The organism is Gemmatimonadales bacterium (assembly GCA_019637315.1).
Lineage (GTDB): Bacteria > Gemmatimonadota > Gemmatimonadetes > Gemmatimonadales > GWC2-71-9 > SHZU01.
Map to the genome: position 1 here is coordinate 246,830 of JAHBVU010000002.1, position 15,400 is coordinate 262,229.

At 64.6% G+C, this 15,400-nt stretch carries 14 protein-coding genes and 2 tRNA genes; 2 read left to right on the plus strand and 14 right to left on the minus strand.

The window, feature by feature from the left end:
* Positions 1 to 63 precede the first annotated feature (63 nt).
* Entirely contained in the window at positions 64 to 516 is a 453-nt protein-coding gene (gene cadR, locus KF785_03070) for a Cd(II)/Pb(II)-responsive transcriptional regulator (protein MBX3145728.1), read from the plus strand.
* Positions 513 to 1,736, plus strand: coding sequence for a Zn-dependent hydrolase (locus tag KF785_03075; GenBank protein MBX3145729.1), 1,224 nt, complete (start codon positions 513 to 515; stop codon positions 1,734 to 1,736). Before cadR ends, KF785_03075 begins: the two co-directional genes overlap by 4 nt.
* A 306-nt stretch (positions 1,737 to 2,042) precedes the next feature.
* Here KF785_03075 and KF785_03080 read toward each other — a convergent pair whose 3' ends face one another.
* The 14 genes from KF785_03080 to murJ all read right to left on the minus strand — a co-directional run bounded on the left by KF785_03080 (position 2,043) and on the right by murJ (position 15,378).
* On the minus strand, positions 2,043 to 2,672 hold the full coding sequence (locus KF785_03080) for a tetratricopeptide repeat protein (protein MBX3145730.1): 630 nt from the start codon (positions 2,670 to 2,672) through the stop codon (positions 2,043 to 2,045).
* Between the two features lie 140 nt (positions 2,673 to 2,812).
* Positions 2,813 to 2,886: transfer RNA gene (locus KF785_03085), tRNA-Arg, on the minus strand.
* A 208-nt stretch (positions 2,887 to 3,094) separates the two neighbouring features.
* Complete coding sequence (locus KF785_03090) at positions 3,095 to 3,751, minus strand: DedA family protein (GenBank protein ID MBX3145731.1); 657 nt, start codon at positions 3,749 to 3,751, stop codon at positions 3,095 to 3,097.
* A 15-nt stretch (positions 3,752 to 3,766) separates the two neighbouring features.
* Entirely contained in the window at positions 3,767 to 4,438 is a 672-nt protein-coding gene (locus KF785_03095; protein ID MBX3145732.1) for a protein-L-isoaspartate(D-aspartate) O-methyltransferase, read from the minus strand.
* The gene (gene surE, locus KF785_03100; GenBank protein MBX3145733.1) at positions 4,420 to 5,169 is read right to left on the minus strand and encodes a 5'/3'-nucleotidase SurE; all 750 of its coding nucleotides are present in this window, start codon (positions 5,167 to 5,169) and stop codon (positions 4,420 to 4,422) included. Before surE ends, KF785_03095 begins: the two co-directional genes overlap by 19 nt.
* Positions 5,169 to 5,561: a MerR family transcriptional regulator gene (locus KF785_03105; protein MBX3145734.1), complete on the minus strand. Its 393-nt coding sequence runs from the start codon at positions 5,559 to 5,561 to the stop codon at positions 5,169 to 5,171. Before KF785_03105 ends, surE begins: the two co-directional genes overlap by 1 nt.
* On the minus strand, positions 5,558 to 6,556 hold the full coding sequence (locus KF785_03110) for an NAD(P)-dependent glycerol-3-phosphate dehydrogenase (protein ID MBX3145735.1): 999 nt from the start codon (positions 6,554 to 6,556) through the stop codon (positions 5,558 to 5,560). Before KF785_03110 ends, KF785_03105 begins: the two co-directional genes overlap by 4 nt.
* Positions 6,553 to 7,170: a glycerol-3-phosphate 1-O-acyltransferase PlsY gene (plsY, locus tag KF785_03115; GenBank protein MBX3145736.1), complete on the minus strand. Its 618-nt coding sequence runs from the start codon at positions 7,168 to 7,170 to the stop codon at positions 6,553 to 6,555. Before plsY ends, KF785_03110 begins: the two co-directional genes overlap by 4 nt.
* Positions 7,167 to 8,489 (minus strand): ribosome biogenesis GTPase Der, encoded by a 1,323-nt coding sequence (gene der / locus KF785_03120; GenBank protein MBX3145737.1) that lies wholly within the window; start codon positions 8,487 to 8,489, stop codon positions 7,167 to 7,169. Before der ends, plsY begins: the two co-directional genes overlap by 4 nt.
* Before the next feature lie 216 nt (positions 8,490 to 8,705).
* Positions 8,706 to 8,778 (minus strand) — tRNA-Gly (locus tag KF785_03125).
* A gap of 99 nt (positions 8,779 to 8,877) precedes the next feature.
* Complete coding sequence (locus KF785_03130) at positions 8,878 to 10,302, minus strand: tetratricopeptide repeat protein (protein ID MBX3145738.1); 1,425 nt, start codon at positions 10,300 to 10,302, stop codon at positions 8,878 to 8,880.
* 241 nt (positions 10,303 to 10,543) lie between these two features.
* Complete coding sequence (locus tag KF785_03135) at positions 10,544 to 11,689, minus strand: threonine synthase (GenBank protein ID MBX3145739.1); 1,146 nt, start codon at positions 11,687 to 11,689, stop codon at positions 10,544 to 10,546.
* A 42-nt stretch (positions 11,690 to 11,731) separates the two neighbouring features.
* Positions 11,732 to 13,549 carry an excinuclease ABC subunit UvrC gene (gene uvrC, locus KF785_03140; GenBank protein ID MBX3145740.1) on the minus strand — a complete coding sequence of 606 codons (1,818 nt, stop codon included), beginning with the start codon at positions 13,547 to 13,549 and terminating at the stop codon, positions 11,732 to 11,734.
* On the minus strand, positions 13,546 to 15,378 hold the full coding sequence (gene murJ / locus KF785_03145) for a murein biosynthesis integral membrane protein MurJ (GenBank protein MBX3145741.1): 1,833 nt from the start codon (positions 15,376 to 15,378) through the stop codon (positions 13,546 to 13,548). Before murJ ends, uvrC begins: the two co-directional genes overlap by 4 nt.
* Positions 15,379 to 15,400 lie beyond the last annotated feature (22 nt).

Below are 15,400 nucleotides of genomic sequence, written 5' to 3' on the forward strand. Positions count from 1 at the left end.
AGGTCTCATTGTAGGACGTTACACCCTGAAGTAGCTTTAGGGTCAAGAGGGGACTGGGGCATAATGATGCTGCAAATCGGCGACCTGGCCCGCCGAACGGGATGCCAGGTAGAAACGATCCGCTACTACGAGCGCCAAGGGCTGCTTCCAAAGCCAGCCCGAAGCCGCGGCAATTATCGCGTCTACGGCCCGGACCACCTCGAGCAACTCGCCTTTATTCGCCACTGCAGATCGCTCGGGATGACCCTCGAGGAGATCGCCACGTTGCTCCGCTATCGCAGCACACCGGTGGGCGACTGTCAGCGGATCAACAGCCTGGTGGATGCTCACATTGCCGAGATCGAGACCAAGATCGCCCAGCTGACCGAACTCAGAGGACAACTGGTGGCGCTTCGGGAGCAGTGCAGCGGACCGACCGGGGGCGGGCAGATTTGCGGCATCATGCGCGGACTGACCTCGTGTCAGTGCCACGACGCCGACCCGGCAGTCGAGATACCGAACCCGAGCCGGGAATGATGAGCGGATCCGTCAACGCGGCCCGGCTCATCGCGAGGATCCGCGCGCTTGGGCAGATCGGCCGAGACCCGTCTGGTCGGCTGACTCGTCTGGCGGGCAGCGATCAAGACAGGACCGGTCGGGACCAGCTGGCCGCCTGGGCACGGCAGGCCGGACTCACGGTCCAAGTCGATCGGGTCGGTAACATGCTGCTCGTCTGGGAGGCCGGCGACGGCAGCCCGATCATGATTGGATCGCACATCGACACCGTCATCGACGCCGGCATCTACGACGGATGCTACGGTGTTCTGGCCGGTCTCGAGGTCGTTGAGACGTTGCGGGAGCAGGGTGTGGTTCCGCGTCGACCCGTGGTCATTGCGGCGTTTACCAACGAAGAGGGAGTCCGTTTCGCTCCCGATATGATGGGTTCCCTGGTCTACGCCGGTGGGCTGAGCGTTGAAGAGGCGCTGGGGGCGAGAGCCACGGACGGCGCTGTCCTGGGAGCCGAGTTGGAGCGGATCGGGTACGCCGGCCGCTATGAACCGGGCTGGATCAGACCGGCGGCATACCTCGAACTTCATATCGAGCAAGGGCCGATCCTCGCGCAGGAGGGGGTCGCAATTGGCGCGGTCGAGAACCTCCAGGGCATCTCCTGGCAGCGGATCACGATCGAGGGAACGGCGAACCATGCCGGGACGACACCGACGGTGCTGCGGCGCGATGCAGGGTATGCCGCGGCCCGGATAACGACCTACCTTCGGGATCTCGCGGTGCGGTCGAACGGATCGACCGTCGCCACGGTGGGCACCATGCAGTACGAGCCCGGAGCGATCAACGTGATTCCCGGTCGGGTCGTCATGACGGTCGACCTCCGGGACCCCGATGAAGCCCGGTTGCAGGCGGCCGAGCGGGCCCTGAGCGGCTACCTCGCCGGCCTGGAGGGGCAGGAGCGGGTCCTGATCTCGACCGAACGATTGTCTCGCTTCGAGCCGGTTCGCTTCGATCAGGAACTCGTCGGACTGATCGAAGCGGCGGCGTCGGGCCGCGGAATTCGGACAAGAAGGATGACTTCAGGTGCAGGGCACGACGCCCAGATGATGGCCAGGATCGCACCTGCGGCCATGATCTTCGTGCCGAGCCGCGATGGAATCAGCCACAACCCTCGTGAGTTTACTTCCGACGACGAGCTCGCAGCGGGGGCCAACGTTCTTCTCGATGTTACCGAGCGCCTCGTACGCTGACCGGAAACAAGCCGAAAAACCTTGAAGGGGGGACCGGTTTCGGAGTTATCCCCACTTATCCACTCAACAACTTAACATAATACATCTTATACGACCTTAGGCCGAGCCTTCAGAATCGTCCGTCCCATCCAGGGCGCAAGGTCAGCCAGATCGTCCGCTCAGGGCCAATCCAGGAGCTTCGGATGTCTTTCGCCGCCGCCGGGACCCCGCCGGGCCAAGCCCTGCGACACCATCGCGCAGACGGAAACGAGAAACCCCGGACAGTTGGCACCGTCCGGGGTCAGCTACAGCCTCATGATGGGACCGTCAGTTGGTCGCGTCGAGCTCGGCGAGTCGGACCCGAGCCTCGGCGGTTCCCGCGACCTCATCCTTGTTGTTCTTGAGGATACCCGCCAGAATGTTGCGCGCTTCGGCCGTATTGCCCTGGATCCGATAGGTCCTGGCGGCATTCAGGAGGGCGTCGTTCTTCTGGTACGGTGCCGTGGCCAGTTCCGCCGCCCTGACATATTCAGGGGTCGCCTCGGCCACCCGTCCCGTGTTCTCGAGGGCCACGGCCAGATGCGAGTGCGCCGCCGACTTGTAGAACGCTGGCGGATTGCTGGCGATGAACTTCCGCAGGTCTTCGATGGCGAGCTCAGCCTGCCCGGACAGGAGCCGAACCTGGCTCAGGGCCAGCGCCGCCTCGAGGCTGGCGTCCGTACCACCGAAGGTCTCGGTGATGCGCTGGAACGCCGTGGCCGCATCTGCATAGGCCCCGGTCTCCATGGCGCCCCGCGCCTGGTCGAGCGCGTCGAAGGCCTGCGCCTCCTTGCGGCGCTCACTCTCGACGACGTACCAGCCGGCCAGCAGGAGGAAGACGACGATCCCGGCAACGATGCCGATCACCTTCTGCCGAGCCTGCACCCACGCAACGAACTGATTGTCGGTATCGGTCATATATCGGTCGACGCGTTCTGCGGCGCTTGATCCCATCGTGGTTGGTGATTGACTGGTCGAGGCTCTTGCGGTCTGGGGCCACTTGGGGCCGCCGGATCGTCCAGCCTTGAAGTAGCCCGATAATATAACCCCATGTGCAGTGCCCCCGAGAGGATTCGAACCTCCGGCCAACGGTTTAGGAAACCGCTGCTCTATCCAGCTGAGCTACGGGGGCGCTTGGGCGACGGCAAGCGATCCAACAACTTCAAAAATACCACATCGCACCGGGCGTCGCAGCGATCAGGTTTTACGCGTGCGCGGCGGACTCGTCCAGCGTCGACCCTCGAGCGACGCTGGTTCCACCTCGCCATAGAATTAGGCTTAACAGTACCCGTACAATCCAATGACCTGCAATGACTTACAGAGATCACCTCAAGCGAACTCTACGGCCTCTCTGACCGGGCATTTTCGCGCCGCGCCTTGATGGCCTCGATCACAATCGGCAATACCGACAGCACGATGATCGCGATGATGACCAGCCCGAAGTTCTCGCGAACGAAAGGCAGGTTGCCGAAGAAGTACCCCAGCCAGACAAATATCCCGACCCAAACCACTGCCCCAACCACATTGTAGGTCAGGAACCGAGGGTAGTTCATCGTCCCGACGCCGGCGACGAAGGGTGCGAAGGTTCGGATGATCGGAACAAACCGCGCCAGGATGATCGTCTTTCCTCCGTGCTTCTCAAAGAAAGCGTGAGTCCGGTCGAGATACTCCTTTTTGAGCCACCGGATCTCGCCACTGAACGCCCGCGGCCCGATCCACGCTCCAATCCAGTAGTTGACGGTGTCGCCGATGATGGCCATAGCTGTGAGTAGAAAGAACAGGATCCAGGGGTTGAGCGACCCGAGACCCGCGAATGCCCCGGCGGCGAACAGGAGTGAGTCTCCCGGCAGGAGCGGCATGACGACCAGGCCGGTCTCCGCGAAAACGATCAGGGCGAGGATGACGTACGTGCCGGTGCCATACCGGGCAATCAGTTCGCCCAGGTGCTGGTCCAAGTTGATGATGAAGTCGATCAGAAAGCGGATCAGGTCGATCACTTGAGGTGTCCCAGCTCAGGAGGAAGAATCAAAGCCGAACTGCCCGAGCAGCGGCACGAAGCGGACGCCCGACAGCTGCGTCTCGAGATACTGGTCGCCGACCCGGTCGACCCGAACCAAGGTTTGTTCCTCGCGGTTCCCGATCGGCACGACCATCCGGCCCCCAGGCGCGAGCTGTTCCAGCAGCGGCTTGGGAATCGAGGGCGACGCCGCAGCAACCACGATCGCGTCAAACGGTGCCAGCGAGCGCCACCCCAGGGTGCCGTCGCCAACCACGATGGCGACGTTTCGAATGCCCAGCTCGCGGATCACGTTTCGTGCCTGCTCCGCCAGGCTGGCGACCCGTTCAATGCCTACGACGTTGCCGGCAAGCTGACTGAGCAGCGCCGTCTGATAGCCGGACCCGGCGCCCACCTCGAGCACCTTTTCTTTGCCAGTCAGCCGCAATTCCTGCAGTGATCGCGCCTGGACCCATGGCTGCGAAATGGTCTGGCCGGCTCCGATCGGCAGCGCAGAGTCCTCGTACGAGCGATGCCGCACCGCCTCCGGGACGAACCGATGGCGCGGAACCGTGGCAATCGCCTTGAGCACCGCGAGATCGCGAATGCCTTTGTCCTGGAGTTGTTCGACCAGGCGCTGGCGGTAACCCCCGTAGCTGTCGCGCTCGTTCAAGGTTCGAGCGCCCATTCGCTCACGGCCTCGAAGAGGCGATAGTTGGTGAGGTCCATGTGGAGCGGTGTCACGGAAATGTACCCTTCATGCACAGCCGCCTGGTCGGAATCCGGATCGACGGTCCAGGTCACGTCCCCACCCCCAACCCAGAACACTTCCCGACCCCACGGATCCGTCATCTTGGTAATCGACCCGGAGAAGAACCGACTACCGAGCTTGGTGACTTTGACACCTCGAACATCTGAAGCCGGAATCTGCGGCAGGTTGATGTTGAGCAGCGTCTCTTTCGGAAAGTTCCGAATCTGCGTAATCTGGCGGATCAGGCGAACCAGGGTGACGTGGTAGGTCTCCATCAACTCCGGGTCGCGACCCGCAAACGAAAACGCGATGCCCGGAACACCTAACGTTACCGCCTCCATGGCAGCTGAGACGGTGCCGGAGTACAGCACATCCTCGCCCATGTTGGGACCGTGGTTGATGCCGGAAAACACGAAGTCGGGCTTGTCGGCCATCAGCGCGCCGATGCCAAGCAGCACGCAGTCGGTCGGGGTGCCGTCGATCTGATAGGCCCCGTCGTGGGTTCGCGCCGGCCGGAGCGGTCGATGGAGCGTGAGCGAATGTGAGGTACCGCTTTGCTCCCGGTCGGGAGCGACGACGGTGACGGTTCCGACTTCACGGCAGGCGTTGGCCAGGTGCCGGATGCCCGGCGCCAGAATACCGTCGTCATTGGATACCAGAATCCGCATCAGTCGGCTCCTTCGGCGCCGGTCGGCGGCCGCCGCGCGGGACGACCGTCAAGCGTATCGAGAATCGATTGAATGGCCGCATCGAGCTCGTCGACCGCCTGCTGGGCAACCGCGCGTCCGGCCTCTTTTTTGAGCTCACCCGTGCGGCGGAAATGCTCGACCCGCTGCCGAGCGCCCTCGATGGTGTACTTCTCGGTGTACAGCAGATGCTTGACCAGCAGAATCATCTCGACTTCGCGGCTCTTGTACACCCGATTGCCCGATCGATTCTTGGCCGGGCTCAAGAATCGGAACTGGCTCTCCCAGTAGCGCAGCACATGCGGCTTGAGGTCCGTCAGTGCGCAGACCTCACCGATCGAAAAGAACTCTTGCATCGGGCGGGACTGGTTCACGTCCACTGCTCCGGTTTGAGGGCCCGTTCCATCAGTGCGCTGATCGCCTCGCGAGGCGTGGTGCGGGCCTGGAGCACATCGGCAACCTGCGCAATGATCGGCAACTCGACGCCATACCGTTCGGCAAGCCGAACGGCTGCGGGCGCTGTGGTGGCGCCTTCAGCCACCGTCCGGTGTTGCCGACGGTGCTGCTCGAGCGACTCACCCTGCGCAATCGCAATCCCAAGGGCCCGGTTCCGGCTCAGCGCTCCGGTAGTCGTCAGCACGAGATCACCCATGCCCGCGAGGCCGGCAAAGGTGCCGGAATCAGCGCCCATGGCTGCGCCAAGCCGAGCGATCTCGGCGAGCCCGCGGGTAATCAGCGCCGCGCGCGGATTGTGGCCGAGCCCGAGGCCTTCCAGGATTCCGGCGGCAATGGCGATGACGTTTTTGAGCGCACCCGCCAGCTGCGTACCGACGAGATCCGTGTTGGAGTAGACTCGAAAGTATCCGGTGACGAACAGCTCCTGCACCTGCTCCGCGTCGGCGAGGTCGTGCGCAGCAGCCACCACGGCGGTCGGCTGCTGCTGATAGACCTCGCGAGCAAAGCTCGGCCCCGAAAGCGCGACGAACCGGTGTGGCGGAAGGACGGCTGCGGCGACCTCGGACATCAGGTCGAGCGTGTCCGTCTCCAGTCCCTTGGTTGCGCTGGCCACCAGGGTGTCCTGGGCCAGGGCCGGCGCAACCGATTCGAGGACCCGGCGCGCAACGTGGCTGGGGGATGCCAGGAGGACGCATTCGGCTGCGCCAACCGCGGCAACCGGATCGGCAACCGCCCGGAGCGTCGGGCTGAGTGGCGCCTCGCTCAGATAGAGCGGATTGAGATGCTTGGCGTTGATGGCCGTGACCACTTCCGGCTCGTAGGCCCACAGGCTGACGGCGTGCCCCTTCCGCGCGAGCAGATCGGCGAGCGCCGTTCCCCAGCTACCAGCTCCCAGCACACCGATCCTGCTCATCGATTGCCCTCGGCGCGCACGGCCCGTTTGCCGAACCGGTTCTCGGTTCCGGACAGGAGTCGACCGATGTTGGCGCGGTGCGTCACCACGACGAAGGCTCCGAGCGCGACAAAGAGCCAGATCGCCGGGCGAAGGTCCGGGCTGAGAATCCACACGGCAATCGGCAACACGACGGCAGCCGCGATGCTGCCCAGCGAGACATATCCCGAGGCGCGCACCAGCAACGCCCACACCCCCGCGGCGACCAGCGTCGGCGCCGGCGCCAGGCCAAGCACAACGCCGGCGGCCGTGGCGACCCCCTTCCCGCCCTTGAACCGAACGAAGACGCTGAAGACGTGCCCGATGATGGCGGCAAAACCAAGCACCAGAGCGACCCAGAGAGTCCCGCCTGCATACGGAGCGAACAGCAGCACCGGCGCCGTCCCCTTCGCGATGTCGAACAGCGCGACTGGAATTGCGTAGCGCCAGCCAAGCGTGCGGTAGAGATTGGTCGAACCCAGGTTGCGACTGCCGACCTGACGCAGGTCGATGCCCTTGGCAAGGCGAGCCACGAGATAGCTGGTCGGGACGGCCCCGAGCAGATACGACGCGCCGAGCCAGAGAGCAAGCGTCATCGGCTGCCTTTGCGAGCCCGAAGCTTGAGACGAAGCGGGACGCCCGAAAAGGCCCACGCCTCGCGGAAGCCCTTGGTCAGATAGCGCAGGTAGTGTTCAGGAACGTCGTCGGGCCGGTTGCTGATCAGGGCAAAGGTCGGTGGCGCCACGGCAATCTGCGAGGCGTAGAACAGGCGAACCTCTTCCCCACTCTTCTGCGGCGGCTGATTCCTGGCAAGGAGGCTCTCGAGAACCTTGTTGACTTCGGCCGTTGCCACCCGACGAGTCCGGGCTTCCGCCACCTCGAGAATCGAGTCGAGAATCTTGCGGGCCCGCTGCCCGGTCTCGGCAGACAGATAGACGAACGGAACATCCGCCAGGAACGGTGCTTTCTCGACCACGATGGCATGGCCGCGCACCGCGGTGTTGGCGTCCTTTTCGTCGACCAGGTCCCACTTGTTGACCGCAACGACCAGCCCCTTGCCACGCTCCCAGGCATCGGTGGCGATCCGAAGGTCCTGGTGGTGTACGCCCTGGGCCGCATCGACCACGAGCACGCAGACGTGGGAATCCTCGATGGCGCGACTGGTGCGAACGGTCGAGTAAAACTCGACGTCATCGTCGACCCGCGACTTCCTCCGCAGGCCGGCCGTATCGATGAACCGAACGGTCCGACCGTGGTAGGTCATGACCGAGTCGATCGCGTCGCGGGTCGTTCCCGCCACCGGGGAAACGACATGACGGTCCTCGCCCAGCAACCGATTGACGAGCGACGATTTGCCCACATTGGGTCGGCCGACTATGGCGACCCGGACCTCTTCGGACGCCTCGATATCCTCGGCCGGCGGGAGGCGCTCGACGATGGCGTCGAGGAGGTCGCCGCTGCCTTTGCCGACCGCTGCGGACACCGGCACCGGTTCCCCCAGGCCCAGGCTGTAGAACTCGGGGTCCGGTGATTCGCGCGGCATATTGTCGAGCTTGTTGGCGACCAGCAGCACCGGGCGGTTCGACCGCCGGAGATACTCGGCCACAGCCTGATCGATCGGATGGAAGCCCTCACGGCTGTCCACCACAAACATGATGAGGTCTGCTTCTTCGATGGCGAGCTCGGCCTGGCGGCGGATGGCCCGATCCATCGAGTCCTGCGAGTCGGGAACCATGCCGCCGGTGTCGACCACCCAGAACGGGCGGCCGTTCCACTCGGCGTCGCCGAAGTGGCGATCGCGCGTGGTGCCGGCCTGATCAGCCACGATTGCCACTCGGCCTCCGATCAGCCGATTGAAAAGAGTCGATTTCCCCACGTTAGGGCGACCGACGATGGCAACGGTTGGCTTACTCATAGAAACTTGAATCGCGAAAAAAAGCGGTGACTTCGAAGCACGGTTGAGCCGCGCCACTGCCCAGTTCTTCAAGTCAGAATAATGCACGTATGGCTTTGGTTTTTCAATACTTAGAGCTTCACTTCTCACCTCGTTTCGAGGCCTGTCGTTGAATCGCGACAGACCCTAACGACAAAGCCGCCCCGAGGAGGGCGGCTTTGCATCGTCATCGCAAAGAGCGGGCGACCGGGCTCGAACCGGCGACATTCAGCTTGGGAAGCTGACGCTCTACCAACTGAGCTACGCCCGCGAACTTGAACGGCCGGAAAGATTGCCCGGCCAGTGACGGAGAGCAAGAGGCGCCGACCCGTTTGAGATCGGCGCCTCGACACTGACTCGGATCAGCAGTCTACTTCTTGCGATACCGCCAGCCAGCCACGTCGGCGCCCGAGGCTTCCGCCGTGAACTTGTGCTGGGCCCCAGCCTCGAGTACCGGGATCGAGACTTCCCGACTGCCGACCACGCTACCTGCCGCGGTGACGAATTCGACGACCAGGGTTACCGCCTCGACCTTGAGCGGCTTCCCCTGCGCGTCTGTCGGCGCCCGGCCCGTGGCAACGCCCTCGAGTCGAGTCGAGGTGCGACCAATCTGGAACCCGGTGACGTCGACGGAAATCGGCAGGCCGATCAGCGCTTCGGCTGCCTTGAGCATCTCGTCCTGCTGATCGAGGCCCCGATGCCCCTGACCGAGGAGCCGGTAGGCATCCTCGTTCATCGGTTCGATGGCCACCAGCTTTTTCGACGTCTCGACCAGCTTGGCGTTGTTCTTGAGCGCGAGATAGGCGTTGGCGAGGTTGTACACCGCGTCCCGGCTGTAGGGGTTACGACTGACGGCCTTGTCGAACGCCTCTGCAGCCCGCTCGAAGTCCTGGGCATTGAACGCTGCGACGCCAATCGAGAGGATGTCGCTCGTTTCCAGCGAGTCAAGGTTCTGTTTCGACAACTCGGTCAGCATGGCCCGGTCGATCGAGTCGGCGGTTGCCGCCTGTCCGGACCCGCGATACGAGTACGACAGCGCTTTCCGCGCGTCGACGTTGGTGGGCTCCCAGGAGAGGTACTTTGTCAACGTCGCAATCGCATCCTGGTGGCGGCCAAGCCGCTGCTGCATCAGGGCGAGGTTGAGGGCGTTCGAGTTGCGATCGCCGATCGCCGAGGTGTCGGACTCGGCGTTCAGTTCGGCAATCTTGAGCGCCCGGGCAAAGAAGGTTGCCGCCGAGTCGTCCTTACCGATGTTGGCATAGAGGACGCCAAGGTTGGCGGCAACGTGCGGGAGGTCATCGAAGAGCACGTCGGCATCGCGGAACAGAACCATGGCCTCGGCGATCTTGTCCTCGCGCTGAAGCTCGAGGCCGGCGTTGGCGAGTTGGGCCCAGGCATTCTGCCGGTACTGGCTGATGTCGAGTTCGCACTGCGGCTGCAACGCCTCTGCCTTGGTGAATGCGGAATCGACACCGTGCACGTCACCCTGCATCAGGTAGACGCGGGCCAGATAATACCAAGCGGCGGCGTTCTGATCCTGGCCTTCGCTCGTGATCGACTTGATCAGGATGTCCTTTGCCTTGGTCAGTTCAGCCGCTTTGTCCGCTTTGGCGTCGTGCGCCTTCTTCAGCGCGTCGACACCCCGGTTGATATTGCCAGCCGGCCGGAGGGGACAAAGCGGGACCGCAAACTTGTCCGGCTGGAACTCTGCCAGCTTCGGCTGGAGCGTAGGGCTCTGGGCCGACGCGGTGCTGACAAGCACCGTGGCGAAAATCCCAGTCCAGATGCGCTTCATCGTTTCGACTCCTTGGTTGACTTACTTCATGGTCGCACTGCCCCGGTGCGGGCCCGACCGTTCCAATGACGTTAGTGGAGGCCCGTTGTTGCACCGGCGAGACTCAAAATCGGCTGCATCCAGCCGTTCGCAAGGGCACCCCACAGGCGCGGGGGCTCGGTGCCACGATCGGGCACAGACATGGAAATATCGCCCCAGCTCCAATTTCCGGCAACCAGCGATACCGGTACCAGGACCAACCTCAGCGGTAGAGCCAGCCGGCCCCGGTGTTGAAGACAACCACCCGATCCTCCGGGCGGATAACCCCGTCTTGGCGCAGACGTTCTGCTGCGGCGAGGGCGGCCCCCCCCTCCGGGGAGAAATCAATCCCCGTCCTGGCCGTTGCCCCTGAGGCAGCGGCTGAGAGCGCTGCCTCGGATACCGCAATCGCCCCCCCACCGCTCTCCCGCAGCGCCGCCAGCATCAGCCGATCGCCCAGGGGGCCTGGGACCCGGAGTCCACTGGCACTCGTGACGGGATCGGCCCAGGGCTGGCACGCGTCGGCGCCGTTGGCAAAAGCCCTGACCACGGGGGCGCAGCCTTCGGCCTGGACAGAGAACATGCGCGGCAGCGGCCCCGTGAGCCAACCGGCGCTAAGGAGTTCGCCGAAGACCTTCCACATGCCGATCAAGCCGGTCCCGCCGCCCGTGGGGTAAAGGATGACATCCGGCAGACTCCAGCCCAGCGCCTCGGCGAGTTCGAGGCCGAGGGTTTTCTTGCCCTCGATCCGATAGGGTTCGCGGAGGGTGGAAAGGTCGAATGCCCCTGACTCGGCTGCGAAGGCGCGGCTGGCCTTGCCACAGTCTCCGATATGTCCCTCGAGCAGCTCGAGTCGAGCACCGAACCGCCGGATCTGATCGAGAATCGGCGCCGGCGTCGTGGCGGGTGCGTAGACCCGTACCGGCACCCCGGCGCGCGCCCCGTAGGCTGCCGCCGCGACACCGGCGTTGCCGGCGGTCGGCAGCGTAAAGCTGGTAGCGCCGCCCGCGACCGCGCGGGTCACCGCAGCCGCGAGGCCGCGGGATTTGAACGACCCCGTCGGGTTGGTGCCTTCGTCCTTGACCATCAATCCAGGAATCCCGATCGGCTCTCCCCAGATCGGGATCGCGAGGAGTGGGGTGTCGCCCTCGCCGAGGCTGACGGGGTCTTCGCCCGGCTCGAGCGGCAGAAACGAGCGGAAGCGCCACATGCCGCGCCCGGTCGCCGCTGTGCGACGATCTTCCGGTCCGTGGGTCCGGCCGGGATAACGAACCAGCCAGGGCCGCTGGCAGACCGGACAGACGGTGGGGAGACCAGCCGCGGACTCGGTGGCTCCGCATAGTGAGCATTCGAGATGCCAGGAACTCATCGGACCTTGGATCGGTTTAGGGTACGCCGAATGACGGGGGGCTCAGGCCCCACCGGGGTTGCGCAGCTGCTCCACGATTCGATCTGCCAGGGTGGTCGAGACTCCGGGCACGGTGGCAATTTCGGTGGCGGTGGCGGAGCGGATCCCTGCCAAGCTGCCGAACCGCTCGATCAGGGCGCGCCGGCGGGCGGCTCCGATTCCGGGGATACCGAGCAATTCGGAGCTGATGGTTCGCTTGGCGCGGCGTTTCCGGTTGTACTCGACGCCGAAGCGATGGGCCTCATCACGGGCTCGCTGCAACAACTTGAGCCCGGCGTGGCGTCGGGACAGCCGAAGCGGCTCGTCGACGCCCGGGAGGTAGATCTCTTCCTCCCGCTTGGCGAGGCCGATGAACGGAATGCCCGCCAGGCCGATCGCTTCTGCGGCTGCGAGTGCGGCGCCGAGTTGGCCCTTGCCGCCGTCGATGACCACGAGATCCGGCAGCGGCTTCCGTTCGTCGAGCCGGCGCCGAAAATAGCGACTGATGACCTCGTGGATGGAGGCAAAGTCATCCTGCTGCTCGATCGTCTTGATCTTGAATTTCCGATACTCGGCCTTCTTGGGTCGGCCCGCTTCGAACCAGACCAGCGAACCCACGGTGTCACGCCCCTGGTTGGTCGAGATGTCGACGCAAATCAGGATCCGGGGTACGGTCGGCAGCCCAAGGGCGCGGCCCAATGCGTAGACGGGATCGTCGGACCGTTCATCGGTTTCAAACGACTCGAGCTTCAGGCTCTCGAGCAAGTGTCGCGCGTTCTGATCGGCCAGGTCGAGCCAGCGACGACCGGTGCCCCGCACCGGGACGCTGAGATCGCCGCCGGCAAAAACGACTTCGAGCTGTTCGAGATCGCCGGGCAGAAATGGCAGAACGACGCGCTTGGCGCGGTCGTCCGTCGCGAGGTAGTACCTGAGCAGGAAGTGCTCCAGAATGGCGGCGTCTTCCTCTTCTTCGAGATTGTCCAGAATCCGATGATCCCGTGCAATCAGCTTCCCGTCCCGGACCCTGAGCAGGACCGCCACGGCGTCGTCGCCGTCGCGGGCGTAGCCGATCACGTCGGCGTCGCCGCCAGCCATCAGATCGACGGCCGTCGGTGTTTCGAGCTGCTCCAGCCATTTGAGCGCATCGCGAAGGTCGCGGGCGCGCTCGTAGTCCTCTCGCGCGCTCGCGTCGGCCATCATTTCGCGCATCCGACTGCGCACATCGACGGTGCGCCCGTCGAGGAAGCGGAGCACTTCATCGATCATCGCCCGATAGGACGACTGGTCCTGCCACCCGACGCATGGGGCCAGACAGCGTCCGATGTGATAATCGAGACAGGGGCGTTCGCGTCGCGCCAGCGGCAGATCGTCGGCGCAACTCCGGACCGTGAAAATGCGCCGGATCAGCGACAGGGTTCGTCGCATCTCGCTCACATCGGTGTACGGTCCGAAGTACCGGGCCCCCGGAATGTCCCGCCGCCTGGTGACCAGAATGCGCGGAAACGGCTCGCGCACGGTCACCGCGATCGAGGGATAGCTCTTATCGTCCTTGAGCCGGAGGTTGAAACGGGGCTGGTGCTCTTTGATGAGATTGTTCTCGAGCAGCAGCGACTGGACCTCATCCGGCACGACGATGGTTTCGACATCCGCAATGTGGCGCAGCAGCAGTTGTGTTTTCGGGCTGTTGGTGTGGTCGATGCCGAAATAGCTGCGAACGCGGCTGCGGAGGTTCTTGGCCTTGCCGACGTATAGAACCCGTCCGTCTCGATCCTTCCAGAGGTAGACGCCCGGGCTGTCAGGCAGCGTATCGAGCCGACGCTCGAGTGGACTGGGCCCGCTCATCCTTTCGATCCGAAGCGTTGTCGGATTGCGGCCACAGTCGGCACGCCAAACACCATGGTCAGCACGATGTAGAGTAGTCCGTACAGGCCGAGCGCCGCCAGATCGACGATCCAGCCACGATCGATCGAGGCGAGAACCAGCCACCCGGCGGCCGCAGCCAGGACGGCAGCAGCCCACAATCGCACCAGCCGCGGCCAGTCCGTGGCGATGGCGCCGACTTGACGTCCGAGCGAGCGGCGCAGCAGGCTGAATTCGACCCACCCGGCAATGCCGGAGCCTAACGTCAGGCCCGCGGTTCCCCAGTGAGCCGATACCCCAAACAACGCAGGCAGACCCCACGCGGCTGTCACGCCGAGGGTAACGCCGGTTGTGACCCGAGCGACGGCGCAGCGCAACGGAGTCCGAGTGTCGCCCAAGGCGAAATGGGCCGACGCATACAGACGCCCGAGGGTGGCGGCGAGCAGACCGACCGTCGCGCCGGCCAGCGTGCCCCAGACCCACAGGGTATCCTCCTGCGTAAACGCCCCGCTGCGCAGCACGACACCGGCAATCAGGTGACCGAAGGCGAGAAATGCCACCACCGACGGGATGATGAAGAAGGCTACGTGTCCCGAAGCGGTGGCGACTCGCTGACGCAACGCTCCGGCGCGCGCGCCTGCCGGGTCGGGACGATCGTGGCCCGCCGTTTCCGACAGCTCCGGCAGCTCCGCGGCCGCGACCGACATCCCGAACAGGCTGACCGGGAGCGTGTAGAGCAGCTGCGCGTTGGTGAGTGCCGCCACGGATCCCAATGGGAGAAAGCTCGCGACGATTCCGTCGACGAAGGTACTGACCTGGACAGCACCCCGACTGAGAGCTGCGGGAACAAAGTTGCGGAGTACTCGATCCGCGCCCGGTGCGTAGCGATCGAATGATAGCCGGATGCCACCGAGCAGTTTCCAGACCCGCGGCAGCTGCAGCAGCAGCTGCAGCAGGCTGCCTGCGGCCGCGCCCCACGCGGTCCAGACGACCAGTCGGTCCGGGTCGCCTTCCCGGGTGGCTCCCCACAACGTGGCAACGATGATGGCCGCGTTCCAGCCGACCGGCGCGGCGTAGGACAGGAAGAACTTGCGGTGGCTGTTGAGGATACCCAGACACCATGCCGACAAAGTGAGCAGGCCGACACCAGGCAAGATGATGCGTACCAGGCGAATGGCAAGGTCGCGGCGCTCGCTGCCGAACCCAGGGGCCAGCAGGTCGATGACGGCCGGGGCAGCCAGGACGCCGAGCGCGACGACCACAGTGACGACGAGCGAAAGGAGACCGGCAATGGCGCCGGCAAGGCGGTGCGCCTCATCGTGTCGGCCGGCCGCCCGCAGTTTGGTGTACTCGGGAATCAGCGACGCGGACAGCGCACCTTCGCCGAAGAGATTCTGGAGCAAATTGGGAATCCGAAACGCGGCGGCAAGTGCATCGGCGGCGGCCGTGGCCTGGCCGAACTGGTGCGCAATGACTCGCTGGCGCACCAGGCCGGCAAGACGGCTGGTCAGGATTCCGGCAGCGACGAACGCCGCTGCACTGCGGCGCCGGGTGCTCAGGTGTCGGACGGGGGCGGGAGGGTGGGACCGCGCGGCGCCTCGAGCAACCGCTGCAGGAAGCGATTCTCTTCGCGCAGAGACTCGACCGAGCCCCGGAGGTCGTCGACCTCCGACTCCAGGATCTCGACGCGCTTGGCCAGGTGGTCGACCTGGGGCGGGTTGACGGCGGGTCCCTCGAGCCGTCGGGCAATCGCCCGCCCGATCGGCGAGTCGACCAGCACGACGAGGATGGGAATCATCAACGCCGCCAATACGATCAAGCCGAGGAGTACCA